Origin of the sequence: Pseudoxanthomonas beigongshangi (assembly GCF_016820515.1) — a bacterium.
In the GTDB taxonomy this organism is placed as follows: Bacteria; Pseudomonadota; Gammaproteobacteria; order Xanthomonadales; family Xanthomonadaceae; genus Pseudoxanthomonas_A; species Pseudoxanthomonas_A beigongshangi.
The window spans coordinates 1-26,459 of sequence record NZ_JADHDV010000036.1; the positions used below are offsets into that span (position 1 = coordinate 1).

Annotated in this window: 26 protein-coding genes and 2 pseudogenes; 7 read left to right on the plus strand and 21 right to left on the minus strand. The window is 68.4% G+C overall.

What is annotated here, in order from left to right:
- The 5 genes and pseudogenes from IQ458_RS18085 to IQ458_RS18105 all read left to right on the plus strand — a co-directional run.
- Positions 1 to 301 (plus strand): annotated as a pseudogene (locus IQ458_RS18085) (hypothetical protein); the annotation flags it as partial.
- The gene (locus IQ458_RS18090; RefSeq protein ID WP_192198870.1) at positions 298 to 894 is read left to right on the plus strand and encodes an IMPACT family protein; all 597 of its coding nucleotides are present in this window, start codon (positions 298 to 300) and stop codon (positions 892 to 894) included. The pseudogene IQ458_RS18085 and the gene IQ458_RS18090, both read left to right, overlap by 4 nt.
- A 109-nt stretch (positions 895 to 1,003) precedes the next feature.
- Positions 1,004 to 2,800 (plus strand): ABC transporter transmembrane domain-containing protein, encoded by a 1,797-nt coding sequence (locus IQ458_RS18095; RefSeq protein WP_203323693.1) that lies wholly within the window; start codon positions 1,004 to 1,006, stop codon positions 2,798 to 2,800.
- A gap of 68 nt (positions 2,801 to 2,868) precedes the next feature.
- Positions 2,869 to 3,102 (plus strand): hypothetical protein, encoded by a 234-nt coding sequence (locus tag IQ458_RS18100; protein ID WP_203323694.1) that lies wholly within the window; start codon positions 2,869 to 2,871, stop codon positions 3,100 to 3,102.
- Between the two features lie 55 nt (positions 3,103 to 3,157).
- Positions 3,158 to 3,757, plus strand: a complete 600-nt coding sequence (locus tag IQ458_RS18105) for an HAD family hydrolase (RefSeq protein WP_203323695.1) — start codon at positions 3,158 to 3,160, stop codon at positions 3,755 to 3,757.
- A 64-nt stretch (positions 3,758 to 3,821) separates the two neighbouring features.
- On the opposite strand, the gene IQ458_RS18110 is transcribed toward IQ458_RS18105, so the two are convergent.
- Both IQ458_RS18110 and IQ458_RS18115 read right to left on the minus strand, forming a co-directional pair.
- Positions 3,822 to 4,988 (minus strand): fatty acid desaturase family protein, encoded by a 1,167-nt coding sequence (locus IQ458_RS18110; protein WP_203323696.1) that lies wholly within the window; start codon positions 4,986 to 4,988, stop codon positions 3,822 to 3,824.
- Positions 4,988 to 6,094: a ferredoxin reductase gene (locus IQ458_RS18115; RefSeq protein WP_203323697.1), complete on the minus strand. Its 1,107-nt coding sequence runs from the start codon at positions 6,092 to 6,094 to the stop codon at positions 4,988 to 4,990. Before IQ458_RS18115 ends, IQ458_RS18110 begins: the two co-directional genes overlap by 1 nt.
- Before the next feature lie 108 nt (positions 6,095 to 6,202).
- Between IQ458_RS18115 and fabR the strand changes: the two genes are divergently transcribed.
- Complete coding sequence (gene fabR / locus IQ458_RS18120) at positions 6,203 to 6,847, plus strand: HTH-type transcriptional repressor FabR (RefSeq protein ID WP_183637473.1); 645 nt, start codon at positions 6,203 to 6,205, stop codon at positions 6,845 to 6,847.
- Positions 6,848 to 6,868: 21 nt separating this feature from the next.
- Here the strand turns inward: fabR and IQ458_RS18125 are convergent, their stop codons facing one another.
- The 11 genes from IQ458_RS18125 to IQ458_RS18175 all read right to left on the minus strand — a co-directional run bounded on the left by IQ458_RS18125 (position 6,869) and on the right by IQ458_RS18175 (position 18,115).
- On the minus strand, positions 6,869 to 7,333 hold the full coding sequence (locus IQ458_RS18125) for a L,D-transpeptidase family protein (protein WP_203323698.1): 465 nt from the start codon (positions 7,331 to 7,333) through the stop codon (positions 6,869 to 6,871).
- A 240-nt stretch (positions 7,334 to 7,573) separates the two neighbouring features.
- Positions 7,574 to 9,202, minus strand: coding sequence for an acyl-CoA dehydrogenase family protein (locus IQ458_RS18130; protein WP_203323699.1), 1,629 nt, complete (start codon positions 9,200 to 9,202; stop codon positions 7,574 to 7,576).
- A 76-nt stretch (positions 9,203 to 9,278) separates the two neighbouring features.
- Positions 9,279 to 10,505 (minus strand): FAD-dependent oxidoreductase, encoded by a 1,227-nt coding sequence (locus IQ458_RS18135; protein WP_203323700.1) that lies wholly within the window; start codon positions 10,503 to 10,505, stop codon positions 9,279 to 9,281.
- Positions 10,506 to 10,577: 72 nt separating this feature from the next.
- Entirely contained in the window at positions 10,578 to 10,784 is a 207-nt protein-coding gene (locus IQ458_RS18140) for a cold-shock protein (RefSeq protein WP_141456387.1), read from the minus strand.
- A gap of 91 nt (positions 10,785 to 10,875) precedes the next feature.
- Positions 10,876 to 11,622 carry an S-methyl-5'-thioinosine phosphorylase gene (locus IQ458_RS18145; RefSeq protein ID WP_183637484.1) on the minus strand — a complete coding sequence of 249 codons (747 nt, stop codon included), beginning with the start codon at positions 11,620 to 11,622 and terminating at the stop codon, positions 10,876 to 10,878.
- The gene (locus IQ458_RS18150; RefSeq protein ID WP_183637487.1) at positions 11,619 to 12,194 is read right to left on the minus strand and encodes a hypoxanthine-guanine phosphoribosyltransferase; all 576 of its coding nucleotides are present in this window, start codon (positions 12,192 to 12,194) and stop codon (positions 11,619 to 11,621) included. The genes IQ458_RS18145 and IQ458_RS18150 overlap by 4 nt, the downstream gene beginning before the upstream one ends.
- Positions 12,194 to 13,198: a beta-N-acetylhexosaminidase gene (gene nagZ, locus IQ458_RS18155; protein ID WP_203323701.1), complete on the minus strand. Its 1,005-nt coding sequence runs from the start codon at positions 13,196 to 13,198 to the stop codon at positions 12,194 to 12,196. The genes IQ458_RS18150 and nagZ overlap by 1 nt, the downstream gene beginning before the upstream one ends.
- Positions 13,199 to 13,208: 10 nt before the next feature.
- Complete coding sequence (locus IQ458_RS18160) at positions 13,209 to 13,727, minus strand: CYTH domain-containing protein (protein WP_203323702.1); 519 nt, start codon at positions 13,725 to 13,727, stop codon at positions 13,209 to 13,211.
- 92 nt (positions 13,728 to 13,819) lie between these two features.
- The gene (gene rlmD / locus IQ458_RS18165; protein WP_203323703.1) at positions 13,820 to 15,184 is read right to left on the minus strand and encodes a 23S rRNA (uracil(1939)-C(5))-methyltransferase RlmD; all 1,365 of its coding nucleotides are present in this window, start codon (positions 15,182 to 15,184) and stop codon (positions 13,820 to 13,822) included.
- A gap of 269 nt (positions 15,185 to 15,453) precedes the next feature.
- The gene (locus tag IQ458_RS18170; protein WP_203323704.1) at positions 15,454 to 16,086 is read right to left on the minus strand and encodes a YdbL family probable chaperone protein; all 633 of its coding nucleotides are present in this window, start codon (positions 16,084 to 16,086) and stop codon (positions 15,454 to 15,456) included.
- A 19-nt stretch (positions 16,087 to 16,105) separates the two neighbouring features.
- Positions 16,106 to 18,115 carry a translocation/assembly module TamB domain-containing protein gene (locus tag IQ458_RS18175; protein WP_203323705.1) on the minus strand — a complete coding sequence of 670 codons (2,010 nt, stop codon included), beginning with the start codon at positions 18,113 to 18,115 and terminating at the stop codon, positions 16,106 to 16,108.
- Between the two features lie 27 nt (positions 18,116 to 18,142).
- On the opposite strand from IQ458_RS18175, the gene IQ458_RS18180 reads away from it, so the two are divergent.
- Complete coding sequence (locus IQ458_RS18180; protein WP_183637507.1) at positions 18,143 to 18,823, plus strand: Hpt domain-containing response regulator; 681 nt, start codon at positions 18,143 to 18,145, stop codon at positions 18,821 to 18,823.
- A gap of 18 nt (positions 18,824 to 18,841) precedes the next feature.
- Here IQ458_RS18180 and recO read toward each other — a convergent pair whose 3' ends face one another.
- From recO to IQ458_RS18220, 8 genes and pseudogenes are all read right to left on the minus strand, one after another.
- On the minus strand, positions 18,842 to 19,573 hold the full coding sequence (recO, locus tag IQ458_RS18185; protein WP_203323706.1) for a DNA repair protein RecO: 732 nt from the start codon (positions 19,571 to 19,573) through the stop codon (positions 18,842 to 18,844).
- Positions 19,574 to 19,659: 86 nt separating this feature from the next.
- A complete protein-coding gene (gene era / locus IQ458_RS18190; protein ID WP_203323707.1) occupies positions 19,660 to 20,583 on the minus strand; it encodes a GTPase Era in 924 nt (307 codons plus the stop codon).
- Positions 20,580 to 21,257, minus strand: a complete 678-nt coding sequence (rnc, locus tag IQ458_RS18195) for a ribonuclease III (protein WP_141456377.1) — start codon at positions 21,255 to 21,257, stop codon at positions 20,580 to 20,582. The genes era and rnc overlap by 4 nt, the downstream gene beginning before the upstream one ends.
- Before the next feature lie 3 nt (positions 21,258 to 21,260).
- Positions 21,261 to 21,644 carry a DUF4845 domain-containing protein gene (locus IQ458_RS18200; protein WP_141456376.1) on the minus strand — a complete coding sequence of 128 codons (384 nt, stop codon included), beginning with the start codon at positions 21,642 to 21,644 and terminating at the stop codon, positions 21,261 to 21,263.
- Positions 21,645 to 21,684: 40 nt separating this feature from the next.
- On the minus strand, positions 21,685 to 22,479 hold the full coding sequence (gene lepB, locus IQ458_RS18205) for a signal peptidase I (RefSeq protein WP_183637513.1): 795 nt from the start codon (positions 22,477 to 22,479) through the stop codon (positions 21,685 to 21,687).
- Positions 22,480 to 22,580: 101 nt separating this feature from the next.
- On the minus strand, positions 22,581 to 24,389 hold the full coding sequence (lepA, locus tag IQ458_RS18210; RefSeq protein WP_183637515.1) for a translation elongation factor 4: 1,809 nt from the start codon (positions 24,387 to 24,389) through the stop codon (positions 22,581 to 22,583).
- A gap of 139 nt (positions 24,390 to 24,528) precedes the next feature.
- Positions 24,529 to 26,055, minus strand: coding sequence for a DegQ family serine endoprotease (locus tag IQ458_RS18215; RefSeq protein ID WP_183637517.1), 1,527 nt, complete (start codon positions 26,053 to 26,055; stop codon positions 24,529 to 24,531).
- Between the two features lie 88 nt (positions 26,056 to 26,143).
- A pseudogene (locus IQ458_RS18220) lies at positions 26,144 to 26,459 on the minus strand (hypothetical protein); the annotation flags it as partial.

A 26,459-nucleotide genomic window follows, 5' to 3' on the forward strand; every position in this document is an offset into this window, starting at 1 on the left:
GCGCGGACTCGTCGCGCCCAAGCCCGCCACCCAGCCCGCGCCGCCCCCACCCGCGATCACCACCTCGGCCCCGGTCGCGCCGGCCCCCGCCAGCGCCACCCGCAACGCGCTCAAGCGCACCGACCTGCAGTTGCCGGTCATCGAAGACACCAAGCTGCCGCCGGAAGACTGGCTGGAACGCATCCGCCTGCGCCGGGACCTGGGCGATCGCGCCAGCGCGACCGACAGCCTGATGCGCTTCAAGCAGAACCATCCCTTCCAGAAGGTTCCCGACGATCTGAAGGAACTGCTGGGCGAATGAGTCACACCCTGGCCGCCCAGGCCTCGCACCTGCTGGAGGTCAAGCACAGCCGGTTCCTGGTCGCCGCCGCGCCGGTGACCAGCCCGGAGGATGCGTTGGCATTCCTGGCCGACGTCGCCGACCCCGCCGCCACCCACAACTGCTGGGCCTACCGGATCGGCGCCGAGTACCGCTCCAGCGACGACGGCGAACCCGCCGGCACCGCGGGACGCCCCATCCTGGCCGCGATCGACGGCCAGGGCTACGACCAGGTAATGGTGGTGGTGACCCGTTGGTACGGCGGCATCAAGCTGGGCGCCGGTGGTCTGGTCCGCGCGTACGGTGGCGCGGCCGCCGAATGCCTGCGGCTGGCCGAACGCAGGCCGCTGATCGTGATGCGGACGCTGGAACTGGCCGCGCCGTTCGAGGACCTGGGGGCCGTGCATGCCGCCCTGGCCGGATTCGGCGCGGAGAAACTGGACGAGTCCTTCGACGAACACGGTGCCCGCCTGCGCCTGCGCCTGCCGGCAGAACAGGGGGACGCCTTGAAAATCCACCTGCGCGACGCCACCCGTAACCGGGTGCGCTGGTCCGGTCCGGAGCCGGATGCCTGATCGGGATGGCTGATCCGGAAGACACCGGTCACGGGCGAATCCAATCCGGAAGAATTGTGGAAGCGGCCCGGCGCCGGACCGCTTCCACAGCGTTTCCTATGGAACCTTCATGAGTGCTGCCCAAGCGCCGGCCGACGCCGGCACCGACGATGCCCGCGCGGCCCGCCCCAAGGCCAAGCTGGGCAGCCTGCGCGCATTGTGGCCCTTCATCCGCCAGCACGCCGGCCTGTTCACCGCCTGGCTGGTCGCCCTCGCGGTCGCCTCGGCGGCCACCCTGAGCCTGCCGACCGCCTTCAAGCAGATGATCGACCAGGGCTTCGGCGCCGGCGGTGCCGGCATCAACCAGGCCTTCGGCGCGATGTTCGTGGTGGTGGTGGTGCTGGCACTGGCCAGCGCGGCGCGCTTCTATTTCGTCTCGCTGCTGGGCGAGAAGGTGGTGGCGGATCTGCGCCAGCGCCTGTACGCGCACCTGATCGGCCTGGATGCGGAATTCCACGATCGCACGCGCAGCGGCGAACTGCTCTCGCGCCTGTCCGCCGACAGTGAACTGCTGCGCAGCGTGGTCGCCAGCAGCATGTCGGTGGCCCTGCGCAGCAGCGTGACCGTGATCGGCAGCCTGGTGATGCTGTTCGTCACCAGCCCGCGCCTGGCCGGATTCGCGCTGCTGGGCATCCCGCTGGCGGTGCTGCCGATCGTGCTGGGCTCGCGCCGGCTGGGCAAAGCCTCGCGCGCCAGCCAGGACCGGGTGGCCGATGCCAACACGCTGGCCAGCGAAACCCTGGGCGCGGTGCGCACCGTGCAGTCGCACGCGCGTGAAAGCTACGAACGCGGCCGCTTCGACGCCGCGCTGTCGGTGGCGGTGGACACTTCGCGCCGGCGCATCCGCGCCCAGGCCTGGGTGACCGCGGCGGCCATCACCTTGATCTTCGGCACCATCGTGCTGGTCTTGTGGATGGGCGCGCACGACGTGGCCGAGGGCGCGATGACCGCCGGCACGCTGGCCCAGTTCGTCCTCTACGCCCTGATCGGCGGTGGTTCGGTCGGCGCGCTGGCGGAAGTCTGGAACGAGCTGCAGCGCGCGGCCGGCGGCATGGGCCGCATCGCCGAACTGTTCGAGGAAACGCCGCGCATCGCCGCGCCCGCGCGGCCGCGTGCGCTGCCCGAGCCGCTGCATGGCGAGATCCGTTTCGAGCAGGTGGTGTTCCACTACCCGTCGCGCCCGGACCTGCCCGCGCTCGATGGCTTCGACCTGACGGTGAAGCCCGGCGAGACGGTCGCGCTGGTCGGTCCGTCGGGCGCCGGCAAGAGCACCGTGTTCTCCATGCTGCTGCGCTTCCATGACGTGCAGTCCGGCGCGATCCGCGTGGACAGCGTCGATGTGCGCGAGCTGGATCCCACCGGCCTGCGCGAACAGATCGCGCTGGTTCCCCAGCAGCCAACCATCTTCGCCGCCAGCGCGGCCGACAACATCCGCTACGGTCGACTCGACGCCAGCGACGAGCAGGTACGCGCCGCCGCCGAGGCGGCCGAGGCCGACGATTTCCTGCGCGAGCTTCCCGACGGCTTCGACAGCCAATTGGGCGAACGCGGCGCGCGCCTGTCCGGCGGCCAGCAGCAGCGCATCGCGATTGCGCGCGCATTGCTGAAGGACGCGCCTATCCTGTTGCTGGACGAGGCCACCAGCGCGCTCGACGCGCAGAGCGAACGCGCCGTGCAGCATGCGCTGGAACGACTCATGCAGGGCCGCACCACCCTGGTCATCGCCCATCGCCTGGCTACCGTGCTCAAGGCCGATCGCATCGTGGTGATGGATCGCGGCCGCATCGTCGCGCAGGGCACGCACGAGGAACTGCTGGCACAGGATGGCCTGTACGCGGAACTGGCGCGCCTGCAGTTCCTCGACTGAGGATGCCATCGGTCGTGCGCCCCGATTAACATCCCGGTTCCACCGGATTCCATCGCGAAGGACCTGCCATGACCGACTGCAGCTGCGAACATCCCCTCAACGATTCCCAGTACATGGAACGGGGCGGACAGCACCTCAAGAGTTGCCCGCGCTGTTCCAGCCAGGCGGGTCGGCATGTCTTCCATCCGGTCGGCCACTTCGGCATGCGCACGATGGCCGATGGCCAGGAAATCGTGCAGTCCTGGTGTCCGGCCTGCCGCTCCAACTCCACCCCGGAAAAGCCCATCTACGCGTGCCGTTGATCACGCACGGCAGTCGAACGGCGTCGGACATGTCCACTCCCGGGCACAGGCGGCGATGAACCTGGCCCTGTTCGATTTCGACGGCACCCTCACGGTCCGCGAAATGATGCCGGACTTCATGCGCGCCGCGGTTCCGCCGGTGCGCCTGGCCGTGGGCCAGGTGGTGCTGGCACCGATGGTGCTCGGTTATCGCGCCGGCTGGGTGTCGGGCCACCGGGTGCGCGCGACCATCGTGAATTTCGGTTTCCGCCGGGTCGCCGAAAGCCGCCTGCGCGACGCCGGCAAGGCGTTTGCCGATCAGGTATTGCCCGGCGTGCTGCGCGCGGACGCAATGGAACGCCTGCACTGGCACCGCGATCGCGGCGACACCGTGGTAGTGGTGTCCGGCGGCCTGGAGGTCTACCTGTCGCACTGGTGCCAGGCACAGGGACTGGAACTGCTCTGTTCGCAGTTGGAAAGCCGCGACGGCCGGATGACCGGGCGCTATCGCGGCGCGCAGTGCGTGGGCGAGGAAAAGGCGCGCCGCATCCGCGAACGCTACGACCTGTCACGCTACGAGCGCATCCACGCCTACGGCGACACCCACGAGGATCACGCCATGCTCGGCCTGGCGCACGAGGCGTGGTACCGCGGCCAGCCCTGGCGTCGCGACTGACGGTATCCGGAAAGGGCTCGGCGGCCCCGTCGCAGCGCTTTTGTTCGACTGAACCGGTGACGGTTCACGCCGCTTCCGGCGCGGGCTCCGGCTCCGGCAACACCAGCGGCACCTTGATGCGGGCGCGGCTCGGGAACGCATGCCGCAGGATCCGCCAGGCCACCTGGCCGAACTGGCGTGGCAGCGAGCCGGTGTTGTAGTGCTGGCCATAACGCGCGCAGACTTCGCGCACTTCCACCGCCATTTCCGCGTAGCGGTTGGCCGGGATATCGGGGTAGAAATGGTGTTCGATCTGGTGGCTCAGGTTGCCCGACATCACGTTCATCCACCGGCCGCCGCCAATGTTGGAGGAACCGCGCAGCTGGCGCAGGTACCAGTGGCCACGCGATTCGTTCTTGATGCATTCCTTCGGGAAGGTCTCGGCATCGGCGGTGAAATGTCCGCAGAAGATGATCACGTAGGTCCATACGTTGCGCATGCCGTTGGCAACCAGGTTGCCCAGCAGCACCGGCAGGAAGAACGGGCCCGCCAGGGCCGGGAACACCAGGTAGTCCTTGATCAACTGGCGCGACATCTTGCGCAGCACCGGACGCGCCTTGCGTCGCAGCTGCGCGCCGGTCATCTTGCCGTGCCACCAGCGGCCCAGCTTGAGATCCTGGATGGCCACGCCCCACTGGAAATACAGCGCGAAGACGATCGCGACGAGCGGCTGCACCAGGTAGAACGGCTTCCACTTCTGCTCGGGAAAGATCCGCAGCAGGCCGTAACCGATGTCGTCGTCCAGGCCGCGGATGTTGGTGTAGGTGTGATGGCGGAAGTTGTGCGTATGCCGCCAGTTCTCGCTGGTGGCGACGATGTCCCACTCGTAGGTCCGGCCGTTGATCTGCGGGTCGCCCATCCAGTCGTACTGGCCGTGGATGACGTTGTGGCCCAGTTCCATGTTCTCCAGGATCTTGGCCCCGCCCAGCAGCAGCGCGCCGAGGATCCAGGTGGGCCAGAACAACCACGCCCAGGCCTGTCCCGCCGCCAGCAGGCCGCCCAGCAGGGCGGAAGCGAACAGCAGCGTGCGCGCGGCCACTTCGGTATAGCGGACCGCGGCGATGATGCGGCGGATGTAGCGTGCGTCGCGCTCGCCCACCGTGGCCACCGTGCGTGCGCGCAGCGCGTCCAGTTCTTCGCCGAAGCGATCCAGTTCGGTGGGGGTCAGGGCCCGGTTGCGTGCAGCGCTCATCAGAGATCCAGTTCCAGATCGGTCACGGCGCTGTTGATGCACAGCTTCAGCGCCTGGGTGGGTTCCTGCGCCAGCGCGCCGCTGGGCAGATGACGGGTGGCGCCGGTGGCCTTGCCGCAGGCGCAGGTATTGCAGATGCCCATGCGGCAGCCGGATTCGGGTTTCAGCCCGGCCTCCTCCAATGCCACCAGCAGCGATTGGCCGCGCGCCACCTGCAGGCGGCGGCCACTGCGGGTCAGATGGACTTCGACTTCGCCGCTGTCTTCGATGGCATTCGGCGGCGGGCTGAACGCCTCGGCCTGGAAGCCGGCGATGCGGCCTTCCAGCAACCGCCGCGCGGTCTCGACGAAACCGCCGGGACCGCAGGCCATCGCCCGCCGTCCGGCCAGCGCGGGAATCCGCGCGTCCAGCCAATCGCCATCAATGCGGCCGGCCTGCTCGTCGGCCTCCCGCGCGGCCTCGCCGGTCAGGCCGAGATGCACGCGGAAACGCGGATGGCGGATCGCCAATGCACGCAGCTCATCCAGGAAGCACAGCTCCTCGCGGGTGCGCGCCCAGTAAGCGAGATCCAGATCCACCGGCATGCCTTGGGCCGCCAGTTGCCGGGTCAGCGCCATCAGCGGGGTGATGCCGCTGCCGGCCGCGAGAAACAGCCAGCCGCCCTCGGGGTGCGCCGGCAGGCACAGCTCGCCGAACGCCGGACCCAGTTCGAACACTTCGCCCGCCCGGGCCTGGCCGTACAGATACTGGCTGACCCGCCCCGCCTCGATCGCCTTGACGGTGATCGCCAGCAGGCCGTCCGCGCGCGGCGGTTCGGTCAGGCTGTAGCTGCGGGTATGGCGGACGCCGCCGATGTCCACGCCCAGGTTGACGTGCTGTCCCGGCCGGAATCCGGCCCAGTGCCGGTTGGGCCTGAGCCAGAGTGTCACCGCGCCCTTCGCGGCGTCCTCGCGGGCCACCAGGCGCGCGCGCGGGCGGTCCCAGGTCCAGTTGCGGTTGAGCCTGCCGGCCCAGAAATCGAAGACATCGGGCGCGACCAGCGGGCTGATCAGCCGCCGCAGCGCACCCGATGGGCGGCGGGCGGCGGGAAGGACACGGGCGTTCATGGGGGCACTATACCGGTGTCAATACAGTCGTGTATACAACCGTATATTAATTCTTGCCGCTATGATGCCGGCCAGTCCCTTTCCATTCAGCCCCGTACGCTTCCATCCATGTCCACCTCCCTCCTCCCGCACGACGACCACGGCCCCGGCCGCAAGGCGACGATCTCCCGGGAGGACCTGCTGGCGGCGGCGCTGAAGCTGCTCGGACCGCACCGCAGCGTCTCCACCCTCAGCCTGCGCGAGGTCGCGCGCGAGGCCGGCATCGCCCCGAACAGCTTCTACCGGCAGTTCCGCGACATGGACGAACTGGCGGTGGCGCTGATCGACGTGGCCGGCAGTTCGCTGCGCAAGATCATCGGCGAGGCCCGCCAGCGCGCGGCCAGCAGTGATCGCAGCGTGGTGCGCAGTTCGGTGGAAGCCTTCATCGAACAGTTGCGCGCCGACGACAAGCTGCTGCACGTGCTGCTGCGCGAGGGCACGGTCGGTTCCGACGCCTTCAAGCAGGCGGTGGACCGTGAACTGGAATTCTTCGAGGAAGAACTGCGCATCGACCTGATCCGGCTGGCGATCCGCGACAACGCACCGCTGCACGAGCCGGCGCTCGTCTCCAAGGCCATCACCCGCCTGGTGTTCGCGATGGGCGCCACCGCGATGGATCTGCCGCCGGAAAAAGATCCGGAACTGATCGATCAGGTCTCGCAAATGGTGCGCATGATCATCACCGGCTCACGCGCCCTCGCCGCCGGCCGCTGACCTCGCCGCTCAGGGCGCGGCTCAGGGGATTATTCGGATCGGCGTGCCGACCGGCACTCGCCGCCATATCTCGTCCATTTCCGCATTGGTTACCGCGATGCAGCCATCGGTCCAGTCGCCGCGGTAACCCGGCGGCGTCGCGCCATGGATCATGATGTCGCCGCCCGGATCCACGCCACGCGCGCGTGCCTGCCGGCGATCCGCCTCGTTGGGATAGGAAACGCGCAGCGACAGGTGGAAACGGCTGCGCGGGTTGCGGTAGGTGATGCGGTAATCGCCTTCCGGCGTCTTCTCGTCGCCCTGCTGGCGCTTGTGTCCGACCGGCGCGTCGCCCAGGGCGATCCGGTAGGTGGCGATGATCCGGCCGGCCCGCAGGAGCTCCATGCGCCTTTGCGCCTTGTAGACCTGGATGGCATCGGCCCGCTGCGCGACGGGCAGCAGATCCGGCGGCTCGCCGGCTCGCGCACTGCCGATCAAGGCGAACACGGCCCATAGCAGGCATCCCGCGCAGCCGCGGAGGCTGACCGGCCACCGGTCCGTTCTGATCGATCTTTCCATTAAGGCGATGCTAGCCCAGGTCCCAACCCTGGCACGTGGCATTTCCGTTCGGTCGTTTTTTCGCGCCTTGCCGGTTGCTCCGGTACGCGCGATGTCCACCGGCATCCCCAGGCACCAGTCGAAAACTCGCGCTGGAACGGCGCTCACGGCGTGCCGCTGGCGCAATGGCTACGCGGGCAGCGCGCGGGCCAGCAGCGTGTCGGCGGCGGCGATCCCGGGCTGGCTTCCGAAGGCCCATCCGTGCCCCTGGTCCACCAGCCGGCCGGCGATGAAGGCGCTGGCGGCGGGACTGCCGGCGCGCAACAACACGGTCGCCTGCAGGACTAGTGCGAGCCGTTCGGTCAGGTTGCGCGCGCCGGCTTCGCTGGCGTGCGCCAGATCCGTCATCAGCGTCGCGACGAAGCCGTCGAAAGCCGGCTCCCTGCCCGCCACGGATTCCAGTTCGGTCGCCAGCGCCGCGCGGGTGTCCGGCTCGCGCGCCAGCGCGCGCAGGACGTCCAGGCACTGGATGTTGCCGCTGCCTTCCCAGATGGAATTGAGCGGCGCCTGCCGGTACAGCCGCGGCAGGAGGGATTCCTCCACGTAACCCGCGCCCCCCAGGCACTCCTGCGCCTCGTTGACGAAGGCGGGCGTGCGCTTGCAGATCCAGTATTTGCCGATGGCGGTGGCGATGCGGGCGAAAGCCGCCTCGCCCACATCGCGCGGCGCGCGGTCGACGGCGCGCGCCACCCGCAGCGCGAAGGCCGTGGCCGCCTCGGATTCGATCGCCAGATCCGCCAGTACGTTCGCCATCAGCGGATGGTCGACAAGCGCCTTGCCGAACGCGCGACGGTGACGCGCATGGTGCAGCGCCTGCGCCAGCGCCATGCGCATTTCCGCCGCCGAGCCGAGCATGCAGTCGAGCCGGGTGAGCATCACCATCTCGATGATGGTCGCCACGCCGCGTCCTTCCTCGCCCACCCGCCAGGCCAATGCGTTGCGGAATTCCACTTCGCTGGAGGCGTTGGACCAGTCGCCCAGCTTGTCCTTCAGGCGCACAAGCGCGAAGCCGTTGCGTTCGCCATCCGGCAGACGACGCGGCATCAGCAGACAGGTCAGCCCGCCCGGCGCCTGCGCCAGCACCAGAAAGCCATCGCACATCGGCGCGGAGAAGAACCACTTGTGCCCGACCAGCCGGTAGCCCTCGCCGTCCGGCGTCGCGGTGGTGGTGTTGGCGCGCACGTCCGAGCCGCCCTGCTTCTCGGTCATGCCCATGCCCAGGGTGATGCCCGCCTTGTCGGCCAGCGGCAGATCGCGCGGGTCGTACAGCGGCGCGGCGGCCGCTTCCGCCCAGGCCGCCAGCGCCGGTTCGCGCCGCAGTACCGGCACCGCCGCGTGGGTCATGGTCAACGGACAACTGGTGCCGGCGTCGGCCTGGTGGTGCAGATAGCTCAGCGCCGCCCTCGCCACGTGCGCGCCCGGTTGCGGGTCATGCCAGGATAGACCGGCCACGCCATGCGTCTTGGCCGCCTCCATCAGCCGGTGATAGGCCGGATGGAATTCCACCGCGTCGATGCGATGACCGAAGCGATCATGCGTGCGCAGGCGCGGGCGATCGCGGTTGGCGTCGAAACCGATGCGGTACAGCTCGTCGCCCGCCAGCGCGCCATACACGGCCAGCCGCGCCGCGAACGCCGCACCGCCTTCGCGGTCGACCGCCTCGCGCAGGGCGATGTCATCGGTCCACAGGTCGCGCGGCTCGAACGCGGGTGGCTGGTTCTCGACCCGATGGGTTTCGAAAGGCGGCAATCCGTTCATCGCGTGGACTCCATCACGGCATGCGCTTGGATTCTCCCCCAAAAGCGCGCCGGATGTGGGCGTCGGGCCCGCCGGTTCAGCCCAGGCCGGCGAGCGCCTGCAGGAACGCCGGCTGCAGCGGAAGCTTGCCGAACACGCCGTGCTGGGTACCGCTGAGCACGCGCAGCATGTGCCGGCTTCCCCATGGCAGGCGTCCCAGGGGCAGGAACGCGACATCGCGCGCATGCGCGATCCAGTCGTGCTCGGACTGGAAGATCGGCGTCAGCCAGCGGCTCCAGAACTGGTAGATGCGCACGTGCGCCTCGCGCTCGCGCTGGTAGCGCGCCAGCGCGGCCTCGACTTCGGTTTCCGCGCGCAGCGCGTCACGCAGCGCCAACGCATCCATCAGCGCCATGTTCACGCCCTGCCCGAGCTGCGGGCTCATCGAATGGGCCGCGTCACCGGCCATCACCAGCCGGCCACGCGACCATCGGGTCAGCGCGGCATCGCGGTAGCTTGCGCGCGCCAGTTGCACCGGCTCCACCAATCCCGCCAGCTGCGGTTCGATCCCGGGCCAGATTGCCGCCACTTCGCGCCGCCAACCGTCGATGCCCTGGCCGTGCCACTGCTCGAACGTGGCGGTCGGCAGGCTCCAGAAGAAACTCAGCCTCGGCGTGCCGTCATCCGGCCGCGTGCCTACCGGCAGCATGCCGATCATCTTGCGCGCGGCGACATAGCGCTGGCGCAGCTCGTCCGGCCATGGCCATTCCCCCTGCGGCACCAGGCACCACAGCGCCCCCCAGGGATACGGCGCATCCAGCCTGACCGCGCCGGTGTGCCGGCGCAGCAGCGAGGCCGAACCATCGGCGGCGATGATCAGATCGTAGGGGCCATGGCGGGCGCCGGTGTGATCGCGCAGCCAGCGCGTGTCCTCTTCGACCTCCTCGATGGACACGCCCTGGCGCACTTCGGTCCGTCCCGGCCAGGCGTCGGCCAGCAGCGCGAACAGCGCGCCGCGTTGCATGCCCAGGCCGAACAGCCCCACGTCCAGCCGCGCATAGCGCATGTCCATCACCGCGCGACCGCAGGGCGTCTCCCCGTACAACCGGCGCACGCGCCGTCCGTGCGCCAGCGCGGCCTCCAGCAATCCCAGCTCCCACAGCACCTGCAGGCCGGTCGGCTGCAGCAGGAATCCCGCTCCCACCGGCCCCAGTTGCGGTGCGCGTTCGAACACCTCCACCGCATGTCCGTCGCGCGACAGCAGCAGGGCCAGGGCCTGGCCGGCGGTGCCGTATCCGACGATGGCGATGTGTTGTTTCCGCATCCGTGTGGGTCTCCCCTTCCTTCATAAAAAACCCCGCCGAAGCGGGGTTCGAGAAATCTCGCAGCGTTGAAATCAGTCGGACGGCGTGACGCTGCCGGCCTGTGCGCCCTTCGGGCCCTGGGTCACTTCATAGGTTACCCGCTGGCCTTCTTTCAGGCTGCGGAAGCCCTTGGAGTTGATCGCTGAGTGATGCACGAAGACATCGGCGCTGCCATCTTCTGGCGCGATGAATCCGAAGCCCTTGGCATCGTTGAACCATTTCACGGTACCGTACGGCATAGCGCTTGCGTTTCCTTTGTAAGGTGCGGGTGGTTGACGTGCGGCGACAACCGCACCCGCCGAGTATGCAAAGGCTTTGCCGCGTTGACAATCACCCGCGCGCGAGTTCGCCAATCAGTTCCGGCAGTCCCGACGAGGCCGCTTCGACGTTGGCCAGCACCTCGGCCATCGTGATCTCCTCGCCGGTGCCGCAACCGGCCGCCCAGTTGGCGACGATCGCCAGGCAGGCGTAATCCAGCCCCAGTTCGCGCGCCAAGCCGGCTTCCGGCATGCCGGTCATGCCCACCAGATCGCAGCCGTCGCGACGCATCCGCGCGATCTCCGCCTTGGTTTCCAGGCGCGGGCCCTGGGTGGCGCCATAACAGCCGCCATCCACAAGTTTGACGCCGGTCACGCGCGCGGCCGCGACGATCTTGTGCCGCAGCAAAGGCGTGTAGGGCTCGCCGAAATCCACGTGCAGCACTTCGCTGCCGGGCTCCTCGCAGATCGTGGAGATGCGCCCCCAGGTGTAATCGATGATCTGATCCGGGCAAGCCAGCACGCGCGGCCCGAACCGTTCGGTAATGCCGCCGACCGTATTGAGCGCCAGCACACGGGTGGCGCCGATGTCCTTCAGCGCGGCCAGGTTGGCGCGGTAGTTCACCTGGTGCGGCGGCACCGAATGGCCTTCGCCATGGCGGGCCAGGAACGCCACCTTCTGCCCCAGCAGGTGACCGACGCGGATCGGCCCGGACGGTTTGCCGAAGCGGGTATCCACTTCGCGCGTTTCGACGTCGGCCAGCGCGGCCAGACGATAGACGCCGGTGCCGCCGATCACGGCCAGCGCGATGCCGCTCATGCCTCTTCCTTCAGCGCATAGATGGCCGGCAGGTTGCGACCCTGCTCGTAGTAGTCCATGCCGAAACCGAACACGTAGCGATCGGCGACTTCCACGCCCATGTAGTCGGCCTGCACGCCTTCGACGCAGCGGTCGTGGCGCTTGACGCTGAGCGCGGCGATGCGCACGTCGGTGGCGCCCTGCTCCAGGCACCACTGGCGCACCGCCAACAGGGTATGGCCTTCGTCGAGGATGTCGTCGACCAGCAGCACGCGGCGGCCGTACAGCGCGGTGGCCGGACGATGCTTCCACACCAGTTCGCCGCCGGCGGTCTCGCCGCGATAGCGGGTGGCGTGCAGGTAGTCGAATTCCAGGTCCAGCCCGCGCGCGCCCAGTTCCAGCGCCAACTGGCCGGAGAACGGCAGCGCGCCATGCATGATGGTCAGGTACACCGGCACTTCGCCGGCGTAGTCGCGCGCGATCGGTTCGGCCATGCGCGCGATCGCCTGGTCGAGGGTGGCGCGGTCCACCAGCAGATCCGCGTTGGCCAGTGCATCGGCCAGCGGCGGCCGCGTCGTTCCCAGTTTGCTCATCACACCACTCCTGTATTGCCGAGCACGCGCGCCTGCGCCTGCCCATAACGTTGATCGGCCAGCAGGCCGTCCCAGCCCAGCGCGCCGCGGCCAATCAGGCCCAGCAGCGCCGCGGTGTTCAGGGCGCGCCCTTCCACCGCCTTGAGCGATTCCTCCACCAGCTTCGGCGAACACACCAGCACCACGTCGCAGCCCGCGTCCAGGTGCAGGTCGATGCGCGCCTTCACGCCGCCGGCGGAGAACGCCGCGGCCATGCCGATGTCGTCGGAGAACACCACGCCGCGGAAACCCATTTCCGCGCGCAGGATGTCCTGGATCCAGCGCGGCGAGTAGCCGGCCGGCTCCGGCGCCACCGCCGGGTATTTCACGTGCGCCATCATCACCGCGTCCGCGCCGGCCTCGATGCCGGCCACGAACGGCAGCAGATCCTGCCCGCGCAGTTCCTCCAGCGTGCGCGGATCGGCCGCGTCGTCGAAGTGCGTGTCTTCCAGCACCGTGCCGTGGCCGGGGAAATGCTTGAGGGTGGCCGGCATGCCGACGCTGTGCATGCCCTGCACGTAGGCGCGGGTGAACGCGGCGACCACCGTCGGATCCGCGTCGAATGCGCGATCACCGATGGCACGGTTGCCGCGCGCCAGATCCACCACCGGAGCAAAGCTCAGGTCGATGCCGCTGGCGCGGATCTCGCTGGCCATCAGCCAGGCGTGTTCCTGCGCCAGTTGCAGGGCGCCCTGCGGGTCCTCGGCGTAGCGCTTGCCGAAGCCTTCCAGAGGCGGCAGCGCGCTGTAGCCCTCGCGGAAGCGCTGCACGCGGCCACCTTCCTGGTCCACGCAGATCAGCTGCGGGCGCGGCGCCGCTTCGCGGATGGCGGCGGACAGTTCGGTGACCTGCGCGCGCGAGGCGAAGTTGCGGGTGAACAGGATGACGCCGGCGACGGCGTCGTGCTGCAGCCAGTCGCGCTCCTGGGCGCGGAGTTCGGTGCCGGCGATGCCGATGACGAGCATGGTGGAATCCTCAGGGAAGGTCGCTGGCGTCGCGTTCGGCCGCGGACCACTGCGAGTACGGGCGCGACGCCAGGGCCAGATTGTAATAGCGCAGGCTGTCGGTGACCTGCCTGTCGATCCAGTCCGGTTTCACGAAGGCTTCATCGGCGCTGGCCAGTTCAATCTCGGCCACCACCAGGCCGGCGTTCTCGCCCAGGAACTCGTCCACCTCCCACAGGTGCCCGGCATGGCGGACATGGTGGCGGCGCTTGTCGATCAGCCCGCCCACGCACAGGTCCAGCAGCGCGCGCGCCTCTTCCACCGGGATGGGATAGTCGAACTCCTGGCGGGTATGGCCGAGCTCGCGCGACTTGAGGTTGAGATAAGCCTCGTCGCCCTGGATGCGCACCCGCACCGACGCCTTCTGCCGGCCCTCGTCCATCGCCGCCATGTCGTTGATGTAGCCCTGCGCCATCGGCACCACCTCGTGCGCCGCCTCGCGCCAGCCGTCACCGGTGACCAGGAATTTGCGTTCGATTTCTACAGGCATGGGATTGGGGATTGGGGATTGGGGATTGGCAAATGCAGGCATCGGGAGACTGGGGAAAGGGCTCTTGCGAATCCCCAATCCCCAATCCCGAATCACCGCTTCCGCTCAAACAACGCAATCGATTCGACGTGGGCGGTGTGGGGGAACATGTCCATCACCCCGGCCGCCTTCAGTTCGTAGCCTTGTTCGTTGACCAGGAAGCCGGCGTCGCGTGCCAGCGAGCCGGGGTGGCAGCTGACGTAGACGATACGGTTGAATTGTTTCAGCGGCAGCTGTTGCAGCACTTCGATGGCGCCCGAGCGCGGCGGGTCCAGCAGCAGCTTGTCGAAGCCCTGCCGCATCCAGCCGGTGCCGCGTTGATCCTGGGTCAGGTCGGCGGCATGGAACTGCGCGTTCGCCAGCCCGTTGCGCTGCGCGTTCTCGCGCGCCCGCGCCACCAGGCCGGCATCGCCTTCCACGCCCACCACCTCGCCGACCAGCCGGGCCATCGGCAGGGTGAAGTTACCCAGGCCGCAGAACAGATCCAGCACCCGATCCCGCGGTTGCGGATCCAGCAACTCGAAGGTCCGCGCGATCATCTTCTGGTTCAGCCCGGCGTTGACCTGGATGAAGTCCAGCGGACGGAACGCCAATTCGACGTTCCACTGCGGCAGCACGAAGGCCAGCGCCGGCGCTTCCGGCCACAGCGGATGCACGCTGTCCACGCCGCCCGGCTGCAGGAAGATGGCGAACGAATGCTGCTGCCCGAACGCGACCAGCGCGGCGCGATCGGCATCGCCCAGCGGCTTCAGATGCCGGAACACCAGGGCGATGCCGCCGAACTCCGCGGTGGCGTCGCCGGCGATGAATTCGATCTGCGGAATGTCGGCGCGCGCGTCCAGGCCATCGACCAGCGCCGCCAGCGCGGTGATGCATCCGCCGATCTCGGGGATGACGGTATGGCATTCGGACAGATCGGCGACGAAGCGCGGATCCTGCTCGCGGAATCCAACCAGGGTCTTGTCCTTCTTGTCGACCCGGCGCACCGAGAAGCGGCCCTTGCGCCGATAGCCCCAGCTCGCATCCACCAGCGGCGCCAGCACGCTGCCGGGAGCGACGTGGCCGATGCGCTCCAGGTTTTCCATCAGCACCCGCTGCTTGGCGTGGATCTGCTTGTCCTCGTCCAGGTGCTGGAGCACGCAGCCGCCGCAGGTACCGAAATGCGCGCAGCGCGGCGCGACCCGATCCGGCGAGGCCTGCAGCACGTCCAGCGTGCGCGCTTCGTCGAAATGGCGGTTCTTGGCGGTCTGCTCGGCCATCACCCGCTCGCCCGGCAGCGCGCCGTACACGAACACGGCCTTGCCGCTCTCGCCCGGCGCGGCGGGCCGGCGGGCGACGCCCCGGCCGTCGTGGGTCAGGTCGAGGATCTGGGCTTCAAAAGGGGTCTTGTCGATGCGGGGGGAACGGCTGCGGGCCACGTGGCGAAAGCTGCGTGCGGACTACGGGGCGCCATTGTCGCATGAGCGGGGCCGGGCCTCTCCCGACTCCCCGCCAAAAGCAAATCCCCCATCGCCCGCTGCGCGGCCGCCTGCCCCCTTTTTCAAAGGGGGCTAGAAAGCAATCTCCCGGCTCCGATGCGTTCGAGATGCTCAAGAAAACCTGGCTTTTGCCTCCCCTTGACCAGCCATTCGGCTGTTGAAGCGCAAAAGGGAGACCGAGCGGGATTTGCTCCTCAGCCCCCGGCGTCCTACTTCTGCTTCCACCCGCCCGCATCCTGGTACCACCAGCCCCCCCGGGCGCTGGCGATCCACTGCTGGGCGAAGGTCTGGCGGATCTGCGCTTCCCACTCCGGGTGACCGTTGGCCACCGCGATCTCGCGATATACGGCCTTGCGGTCGCGATTGTCGTCGGCCACCGCCTGGGTGATCGCCACCCGGTCCTTGAGCGCCAGCTTGCCGGCGTCGCGCACTTCGATCATGCCGTCGCGGGTCAGTCCGAGCGCACCGGCATCGAAACCGGCCTGCAACTGGTTGCGGAAGCGGGTGGCCATGCGGCCCTGGATGGCCTGGATGGCCGGGGTCTTGATGTTGATGTCCGCGCTTTCCTGCGCGTGCGCGCTGGCAATGCCGATCAGCGACAGCCAATCGAAACCGCGGCGCGAGACCGGCATCAGCGATGCGCTGCCGCCCGGGGTGGTCGGCGCGCTGGAATCGGGCTTGGCCTCCGGCGTGGCGGGCGACTTGGCGTCGTCGCCGATCACCTTCTCGACGAACTCGCGCGCGGCCTCCTTGGCTTCGGCGGCCGGGAAATAGACGTTGATGGTGACGCATGCGGTCAGCAGCAGCGCGGCGGCGACAGAGGTTCCCAACCAACGATGCATGTGTGTCTCTCCTGGATGGCTACTGGAATACCGGTTTGCTTTCGCCGCGGGTCACGTCGCCCAGGCGCTTGACCAGGGTCGGCCAGTCGACCTGGTGGTTGTAGCCCACCACGGTCAGGCGCGGCAGTCCCTGGCCTTCGACAATGATAAAACCGGCTCCGGCTGAACCCAGCCCGTCCATCCGGCAGACCTCCTCGGACAGGCGGCAACGGATGCCGATGCGGCGATAGCCGAAGTCGTCGAACAGTTTGAGCGCCTGCGCCTGCAGGCTGCCGCCCAGACCCTGGCCGCCGCCCACGCTGGACAGATCCTGCACGGCGCGCTGGCTGATCCGCTGGCGCCCGCGCCACTGCGGATCGGTATGCAGGTCGGCGTCGAATCCCTGCGGACTCCAATCCACCAGGCGCAGATCACGAATGTGGCCATCCAGCGCGCCGGTGATCTCGCCGAAGCCGAACACGCCGGTGAGCGCCTGCAGATCCAGATCATCCAGCGCGATGTCCGCCGACAGCGTGGGCGCGGTGCCGAACGGACGTTCCATCGACAGGCCGGAAACTTCCACGCTGCCGCCGAACATGTGCGCGGTCAGGGCGCCGTCGAAGTCGAGGCGATCCTCGGCATAGCGCACGCGTGGAATGCGTCCGCTGAGGTTGCCCTGGAACGCGGGCCAATGCATCGCCGTGGCGAGCTGGCCGATGTCCAGGTCCTTCACGCTCAGGCCGAAGTCGAACGACAGCCCGCCCGACGCCCGCGGCGGATGCAGGTTCAGGGCTTCGAAGGTCAGGCCGCCGCCCAGCGCCGGCACGGTGACCGCTTCGCGCAACGCGAGTACCCCGTCGCCGCTGCGCAATGGGAACTCGGCCGCGCCAAACGGCAGTCCGTGCAGGGCGCCGCCGCCCCAGCGCAGGACACTGTCGCGCCAGTTGCCGCCGGACAGCACCGGATTGCCCTGCACGCCCAGCAGGCGGAAACGATCGCGACCATCGATCAGATCGACATCGCGCAGCTCCATCTCCGCCTCGCGCAGCGCGCCGGCTTGCAGATCCACCCGCGCCGCCAACGCCCCGCCCATGCGCAGATCCGACAGGCCGGCCAGGCCCAGCCAGCCGGACAGGTAGCGCGCCTGCAACGGTGCCAGGTCGTCGCTGCGCATCCGCAGCGCGGCATCGCTCAGGTTCAAGGCGGGATCCAGGCTCAGACCGCCGGTCACCTGCAGGGCCGCGCCGTCGTCCCAGGCCAGCGTCGGCAATTCCCAGCGCCCGTCCGGCCAGCGCCGCGCGGCCACGTTCACCCCCACCGGCGTATCCGGCAAGGCGATGTAGGCGTTGCCCGCGAGCAGTTCGCCGCCACGCAGCTCGCCGTCCAGGGTGACCAGCCTTTGCCGCGGAAACTGCCGGTAGTCGATCCGCAAGGCGGCCGACAGGCCTTCGGCGGCAATGCTGCCGTCCGGCGTGTCGAGGGAGAGTCCGCCGAGCCGGAGCGGCCCCGAGACCTGCAATGGACCGCGTTCGGGCACCCGCAGGTCCAGCCTGCCATCCAGGCGCCCGCCTTTCAGGCGCGCATCCGCCCAGCCCTGCGCGACCAGCGCCTGCGCCCAGCTCACGGGCACCTGCACCAGATTGATCCGGGTGAGAACCGGCGCGGCCGCGTTGCGCTCCATCGCCAGCGACGCGGGACCGCCGGCCAGCCGGGCATGGGTATGGGTCAGGTCGATGGCCACCTCCAGCCGCAGCGGCGAACCGCCGGCCTGGGTCACCCTTCCGTCGCACCGCCACCGTTCCCCGGCCTCGCGCCGCAACGGACAGCTCCAATGAACGTCGTGCCAGCGATAGCCCAAATCGTCCGCCCGCAGGCCACGTGCCCGCAGGGACAGCTCGCCGGTGTCGGCGGCCGCCGGCCAGGCCAGGCGCACGTGCACGTCCTCCAGCACCGCCACCGGCGTGCTCACCCGCGCGATATGCACGCTGGCGACGCGGGCCTGCGCCGGGAACAGCGGTGTCAACCCGATCAGCACCAGCAGCGTTAACATGCGAACGCACATGGGGGCAGCATAACGATGTCCGGGGACGAAGGAATGAAGCCACGCCTGCTGCTGGTCGAGGACGACCCGATCAGCCACGCCTTCATGCTGGCCGCGCTGCAGGCGCTGCCCGCCCAGGTCGACAGCGCCGATTCGGTCGCCGACGCCCTGCGGCGGGAAGATCAACACGATCTCTGGCTCATCGACGCGAACCTGCCCGACGGCAGCGGCGCGCAACTGCTCGATGGCCTGCGCCGGCTGCATGCGCGCACGGTGGCGCTGGCCCATACCGCCGATCCTTCCTCCGAGCGGCGCGAATCCCTGCTCGCGGCCGGCTTCGCGACGGTGCTGGTCAAGCCGCTGTCCGCGGCGGACCTGCAAGCGGCCGTGCGTCGGCATCTGCCGGCGGGTGCGTCGACCACGCACGACTGGGACGAGTCGGCCGCGCTGAAGGCGCTCAATGGCAACCGGGAACACGTGGCGACCTTGCGTCGACTGTTCCTGGACGAGCTGCCCGCCAGCGTCGGCGCGGTCGAACAGTCCTTCCGCGATGGCAACCAGGAAGCCCTGCGCGCCGTCCTGCACAAGCTGCGCGCCAGCTGTGGCTTCGTCGGCGCCAGCCGCCTGGCGACGGCCGCGCAGCGACTGCATCACGCGCCCGGTTCGCTGGAAGCGCTGATGGATTTCCGCGCCGCGGCCGAGTCGCTCCGCGACTGATGCAGCGCTTTCCGCGCCTCAGGCGCGCGGCTTCAGCCGGCCCAGTTCGCTGATCAGTTCCCAGGACTTGAGGCCGCGCGGCCCCAGGTGGTGCGCCAGGACGCCGCGCAGGGCCAGCCTCAGGCTGGCCAGATCCTCGGCCGGAGGCGCCTGGTTGGCCGCCAGCGCCAGCAGCGCGCGGCCGGTCGCGGCGGCGCTGCGATCGCTGTGTCCGCGATCGCTGAGCAACCGGCGCGGTCCCTGTTCCGGATCCAGCTGGTAACGCGCGGCCGGATCGATTGCGCGGCCGTCGCTGTCATGTTCCAGGGAGAAGCCGAACCCCAGTGTGTCCAGCAAATCCCGTTCGAACCGCCGCAATGTCCACGCCAGCGGCTGGCCGCCGCGAACCCGTTCGCGCGCGGCGGCATAGGCATGGAACAGGTCCGGCAGCGGATCGTGGCGGGGCGCCAGCCGCAGCACCAGTTCATTGAGATAGAAGCCCGCCAGCATCGCGTCGCCGCCAAGCCTCGGTGCCGTGTCCAGCGCCTCGGCGGCCACCAGCCGGGCCAGTTCGCCGCGCAGTTCGGCATCGAGCCGGATGTACTGCAGCGGTTGCAGTGCGGCACGCAGCGCCTGCTTCTTCGGTCCGGTCACGCCGCGCGCCACCAGTCCCAGCCGGCCACGGTCCTCGCTCAGCACTTCCACCAGCAGGCTGGTCTCGCGCCAGGGCCGCGCATGCAGGACGAACGCGTGTTCGCCGGTGAGGTGCATTTCAGCGGCCGGGATTCGGGATTGGGGATTGGGGATTCGCGAAAGCGGAGGGACACGAATCGGGTGCCTGTTCGCGTCGCCCCGGCTTACTCATAACCGAACGCCTTGAGGGCGGTTTCGTCGTCGGACCAGCCTTCGCGCACGCGTACCCAGGTTTCCAGGAAGACCTTGCGGCCGAACAGGTGTTCCATCTGCATGCGCGCCTTGCTGCCGATTTCCTTCAGTCGCGCGCCGCCTTTGCCGATGACGATCGCCTTCTGGCTTTCGCGCTCGACCCACACCACCGCGCCGATGCGCAGCAGTTCGCCCTGCTTGGGCGAGGTTTCCTCGGTGAAGCGTTCGATTTCCACGGTGGTGGCGTATGGGAGTTCCGCGCCGAGCTGGCGCATCAGCTGCTCGCGGATCAGTTCGCCGGCCAGGAAGCGTTCGCTGCGATCGGTGATTTCGTCCTCGCCGAACATCGGCGGCGCTTCCGGCAGCAGCGCCAGCACGTCCTTCACCAGTGCTTCCAGGCCATTGCGCTTGAGCGCGGAGATCGGATGCACGGCGGCGAACTTGCGCCCCTCGGAAACCTGCGCCAGGAACGGCAGCAGCGCGCTCTTCTCGCGCAGTCGGTCCACCTTGTTGATCACCAGCACCACCGGGATGCCGGCGTCGCTGAGCACGTTGTAGGCCAGGGTGTCCTCGTCTTCCCAACGGCCGGCCTCGATCACCAGCAGGCCCGCGTCCACGCCTTCCAGCGCGCCGCGCGCGGCACGGTTCATCACCCGGCTCATCGCCGAGGCGGAGAACTTGCCCTGCTGCTTGTGCAATCCGGGGGTGTCGACCAGCACGATCTGCCCTTCCGGGAAGGTCGCGATGCCCAGCAGGCGATGGCGGGTGGTCTGCGGCCGGCTGGACACGATGCTGACTTTGGCGCCGACCAGCGCATTGGTCAGGGTCGACTTGCCCACGTTGGGGCGGCCAATCACGGCAACGCTGCCGCTATGCGTTTGGGGGGTGTCGCTCATTCGACGGTGTTCCGTTTGGTCTCTGCCAGTTGATCCAGCAGCGCCGCGGCGGCGGCCTGCTCGGCGATGCGCCGTGAGGTGCCCTCGCCCTCGGCCGACAGCGGTGGTTCCTGGATGCTGCAACGGGCCACGAACTGCTTGGCGTGGTCGTCGCCGCTCTCGGACACCAGTTCGTACAGCGGCAACGGCCGCTGGCGCGCCTGCAGCCATTCCTGCAGGCGGGTCTTGGCATCCTTTTCGGGTTTGCCGACGGGCAGCGCGGCCAGCGAATCCTCGAACCACGGCAGCACCACCGCCCGGCACGCCTCGAAACCGGCGTCCAGGTAGATGGCGGCCACCAGCGCTTCCAGCGCGTCGGCGAGGATCGAATCGCGACGATGTCCGCCGGACTTCATTTCTCCCGGCCCCATCGTCAACCGCGCGCCCAGTTCCATGCGCCGGGCGATGGTGGCCAGCGAGGCCTCGCGCACCAGTTCGGCGCGCGCGCGGGTCAATGCGCCTTCATCGGCCTTGGGCCAGCGCTGGAACAGCGCCTCGGCGACCAGCAGGTTGACGATGCCGTCGCCGAGGAATTCCAGCCGTTCGTTGTGCGGCGCCCCGGCGCTGCGATGGGTCAGGGCCTGCCCCAGCAAACCCTGATTGACGAACTCATGCGTGAGCCGGAGTACGCTCAAACCTTATTCCGAACCGCCGCGGCGGGTCAGTTCCTCGGTGGTGTCGAACTTGCCGACCACGTCGAGGTTGCCGACCATCGAGCGGCGCACTTCGTAATTGACCTTCATCAGCCAGCCGCCATCGGTGCGTTCGAAGTTGACGTTGGCCGGCTTGACGTTCTCGGTGTAGTCGATCGCCAGGTGACGGAAGAACTTGTCCTGGATGCGCTGCGGATCCATGTCGGCGATGCCGGGTTCGGCGGCCAGGCCGCGCATCGCGGTCCGCACCGAGTAGTACTCCTGGTACATCGGGAACAGCTTCATGGCGATGAACGCGGCGAACCCCACCACCGCGAGCACGACCAGGAAGCCAATCAAGGTGATGCCACTCTGATGCTTGTGATTCATTGCCAGTCCCCCGTTGAACACGCCCTGGATGATGTTGCCGTCACTGGATGCGGTTGCCGATCCGGGACGGTTCGAAGCTCCCCTTGCAGAACCAGTCCTCGCAGTTCAGCCAGATCAGGAAGGCCTTGCCGCGCAGGTTCTCTTCCGGCAGGAAGTGGGTCTGGGTCCACAGCCGGCCGTCCTCGCTATTATCACGATTGTCGCCCATCACGAAATAGTGGCCCGGCGGCACGATCCACTCGCCCTCGCCGGTGGCCCGCTCCAGCACTTCCAGCACCTTGTGCGGGCGGCCCGGGAGCTGTTCCTCCAGCAGGGTCGCGCTCTCGGCACCCATCGGCAGGCCGCGGCCGGCGTAGGTGCCCAGGGTCTGGTAGGCCAGCGGCTGGCCGTTGATGGAAACCGTATTGCCCTGGAAGCCGATGCGGTCGCCCGGCAGGCCGATCACGCGCTTGATCCAGTTGTTCTCCGGGTCGTGCGGCGGCTTGAACACCACCACGTCGCCACGCTTGGGTTCGCCGATGGCGACGAACTTGCGGTTGTTGATCGGCAGGCGCAGGCCATAGGCGAACTTGTTGACCAGGATGAAGTCGCCGATCAGCAGGTTCGGCATCATCGAGCTGGACGGGATCTTGTACGGCTCGGCGACGAAGCTGCGCAGCACCAGCACGATCGCCAGCACCGGGAAGAACGCCCGCGAGTAGTCCACCAGCACCGGTTCCTCGTCCAGCAACCCGCCGCGCGCGGCACGGCGCTTGGCGAAGAACAGCTTGTCGAGCAGCCAGATAACGCCGGTGAGCAGCGTCAACACGACCAGGATAGTTTCGAACCAGACCATCTAGTGTTCCTTCGGAACGGGATTGGGGATTCGGGAGTGGGGATTCGTCTGGAGCGGGGCCATCATCGGCCCGGTTCCTCGCCGCAATCCCGACGCCCAGCTTACTTGTTGTCGACCTGCAGCACCGCCAGGAAGGCTTCCTGCGGGATTTCCACCCGGCCGACCTGCTTCATCCGCTTCTTGCCTTCCTTCTGCTTCTCCAGCAACTTCTTCTTGCGGGTGATGTCGCCACCATAGCATTTGGCCAACACGTTCTTGCGCATGGCCTTGACCGTGCTGCGGGCGATGATCTGCGAGCCCACCGCGGCCTGGATGGCCACGTCGAACATCTGCCTCGGGATCAGTTCGCGCATCTTCTCGGTCAGCTCGCGGCCGCGGCGATCGGCCTGGCCGCGGTGGACGATCAGCGACAGCGCATCGACCTTGTCGCCGTTGATCAGGGTGTCCACTCGTACGAACGGGCCGGCCTGGAAGCGCAGGAAGTGGTAGTCCAGCGAAGCGTAACCGCGACTCACCGATTTGAGCTTGTCGAAGAAATCCAGCACCACTTCGGCCATGGGCAGTTCGTAGCTGATCTGCACTTGGCTGCCCATGTAGGTGATGCCGATCTGGCTGCCGCGCTTCTCCTCGCACAGCGTGATCACGCTGCCCACGTAGTCCGGCGGGGTCAGGATGTTGGCGCGGATGATCGGTTCGCGGATCTCCTCGATCTGGTTTACCGGCGGCAGCTTGGCCGGGTTGTCCAGCGGCATCACCGTGTCATCGGTCTTCAGGATTTCGTACACCACCGTCGGCGCGGTGCTGATCAGGTTCAGGTCGTACTCGCGCTCCAGGCGCTCCTGCACGATTTCCATGTGCAGCATGCCCAGGAAGCCGCAGCGGAAACCGAAGCCCATTGCCTCGGAGCTTTCCGGCTCGAAGCGCAGCGCCGCATCGTTCAGGCGCAACTTCTCCAGCGCCTCGCGCAGCGCCGGGTAGTCCTCGGCATCCACCGGGAACAGGCCGGCGAACACGCGCGGCTGCATTTCCTGGAAGCCGGGCAGCGGCTTGGGCGCCGGGTCGCTGGCCAGGGTCAGGGTGTCACCGACCGGCGCGCCGTGCACGTCCTTGATGGACGCGGTGATCCAGCCCACCTCGCCCGCGCCCAGCTTCGACAGCACCTTGCGCTTGGGGGTGAACACGCCGACGCTGTCGACCTGGTGGGTACGGCCGGTCGACATCACCAGGATCTTGCTGCCCGGAACGATGTCGCCCTGCATGACCCGCACCAGCGAGACCACGCCCAGGTAGTTGTCGAACCAGGAATCGATGATCAGCGCCTGCAGCTTGTCGGTGTCGCGCGGCTGCGGCGGCGGGATGCGCTGGACGATGGCTTCCAGCACCAGATCCACGTTCAGGCCGGTCTTGGCGCTGACCGGCACCGCGTCCTCGGCGTCGATGCCGATGACCGCCTCGATCTCGCTCTTGGCACGCTCGATGTCGGCCGTGGGCAGGTCGATCTTGTTCAGCACCGGCACCACTTCCAGCCCCTGCTCCACCGCGGTGTAGCAATTGGCGACCGACTGCGCTTCCACGCCCTGGGCAGCATCGACCACCAGCAGCGCGCCCTCGCAGGCCGCCAGCGAACGCGAGACTTCATAACTGAAGTCGACGTGGCCAGGGGTGTCGATGAAGTTCAGGAAATAGGTCTGCCCGTCCTTGGCCTTGTACGGCAGGGATACGGACTGTGCCTTGATGGTGATGCCGCGCTCGCGCTCGATCGGATTGGAGTCGAGCACCTGCGCTTCCATTTCGCGGGCCTGGAGGCCGCCGCAAAGCTGGATGATGCGATCGGCCAGAGTCGACTTGCCGTGGTCGACGTGCGCGATGATGGAGAAATTGCGGATGTTCCGCATGGAATCAGAGGACATGTGGGGGCGGCGGCCACGGCCGTCGTCAGGATAACGGGGCATTATCGCATGGCCGGAGGCAATCCCTACCTGTGCCCCACAAACATGAACGCCCGCCGGGACCTCCGGCGGGCGTCCGAAAGCAGCCGTGGAAGCAGGCTTACGGCTTGGCGTCGTCGGCGGTCACCGCCAGGAAGCGCGTCACGCCGCCCTGCCGGACCAGCAGCATCACGGTCTGACCCGCCTTGACGTCCTTGAGCTGGCCGTTGAGCGCGGCGGCCGAACCGACCGGCGTGCGCCCGACCTGCAGCACCACCATGCCCGGTGCCAACCCGGCTTCACGGGCCGCGCTGCCATTGATGCGCGAGATCAACACGCCCTCGCCCGCCTTCAGGCCCATCTGCTTGCGGGCATTCGCGTCCAGATCCTGGCCGACGATACCCAGCGGATTGTTGCCGGAGGTCTGGGCCGGCTTGCCCGGGACGGCCGGCAGGCCACTGGCGGAAGCCGATTCCTCGCTGAGCTCGGTCAGGGTCACACTCAGGTCCTTGGGCTTGCCATCACGGATCACCGTGATGGTGGCCTTGGTGCCCGGGGTCAGCGCGCCCACCAGTGGCGGCAGATCCGAGGAATCGTTGATACGCGCACCGTTGAAGCCGGTGATGATGTCGCCAGGCACCAGGCCGGCCTTCGCCGCCGGGCTGTCCTCCAGGACCTGATTGACCAGGGCACCGCGGGTATCGGCAGCCCCCATGCCACGTGCCTTTTCCGTCGTCAGCGGCTCGACGACCACGCCCAACTGCCCACGGCTGACCTTGCCGGTCGCCTTCAGCTGGTCCACCGCGCCCATCGCCAGATCGATCGGAATCGCGAAGCTGATGCCCATGTAGCCGCCGGAGGCGGAGAAGATCTGCGAGTTGATGCCGACCACTTCGCCGCGGGTGTTGAGCAGCGGGCCACCGGAGTTGCCCTGGTTGATGGCCACGTCGGTCTGGATGAAGGGTACGTAGCGCTGTTCCTGGCCGCCGGTGCTGCGGCCGACCGCGCTGACCACGCCGGCGGTGACCGAATGGTCCAGGCCGAACGGCGATCCGATCGCCACCACCCACTGGCCCGGCTTGAGCGTCCTGGAATCACCCAGGCGCACCACCGGCAGGCCCTTGGCCTCGATTTTCAGCAGCGCCACGTCGTACTGCTGGTCGCTGCCGATCACCTTGGCGGTGAACTCGCGGCGATCCGGCAGCTTCACCTTCACTTCGTCGGCGCCGTCGATCACGTGGTGGTTGGTCAGCACGTAGCCGTCGGCGGAAATGATGAAACCCGAACCGGCGGAGACGCCGCGCGGGCCACGGCCGCGATCCCCCGGGCCCGGCATCTGGAAGCCCGGCGGCAGCATGCGGCGGAAGAATTCGGGAATCTCGTCCTCGCCCATCGCCTCGCCGGCGTCGGCGGTCCGGCGGCTGCCGATCTGGGCTTCGATGTTCACCACGCCGGGACCGACCTGTTCGACCAGGTTGGTGAAATCCGGCAGGCCGCTCACCAGCTGCGGCGCGGACGATTGCGCCACCGCGGGCACCGACGCGGCGACCGGCGTCGCCGGCGCGGGATCGGCCGGGCGCGCGCAGGCGGCCAGCGGCACGGTGAGGATCAGCAGGGACAACACGTTGGAACGGGCACTCAGACTCATCGAATGCGGGCCTCGATTGCGGATGACGGTTCTTGGGGTGGGAAACCCGGCGCGGTCCCGCGCCGGGGAATGACGGTGCGGCCGCGATTCAGCGCTGCGGCGCGCGGGCCGGTTCGACCGGCGGTACCGACGAGGCCTCGGTGGAAGGCTCGAACGGATAGAACGTACGGGCGCCCACGTCGCTGGAGAAACCGGCGTTGAAGGCGCCGCTGGCCGGGTATTGCGACAGCGTCGAGCGCGGCCACGGCCGGGCCTGCGGGGCGGCCGGTCCCGGCGAGAACGGATCGCCATTGCGGGCGATCGCGCTCGCCGGAGGCGCGGATGCCGGCAGGACAGGTGCGTTGTTGGCGACGGCGGGCACCGCGACCGGCGGCGTGGCGCGGGCCACAGCCCGGACCGGCTCG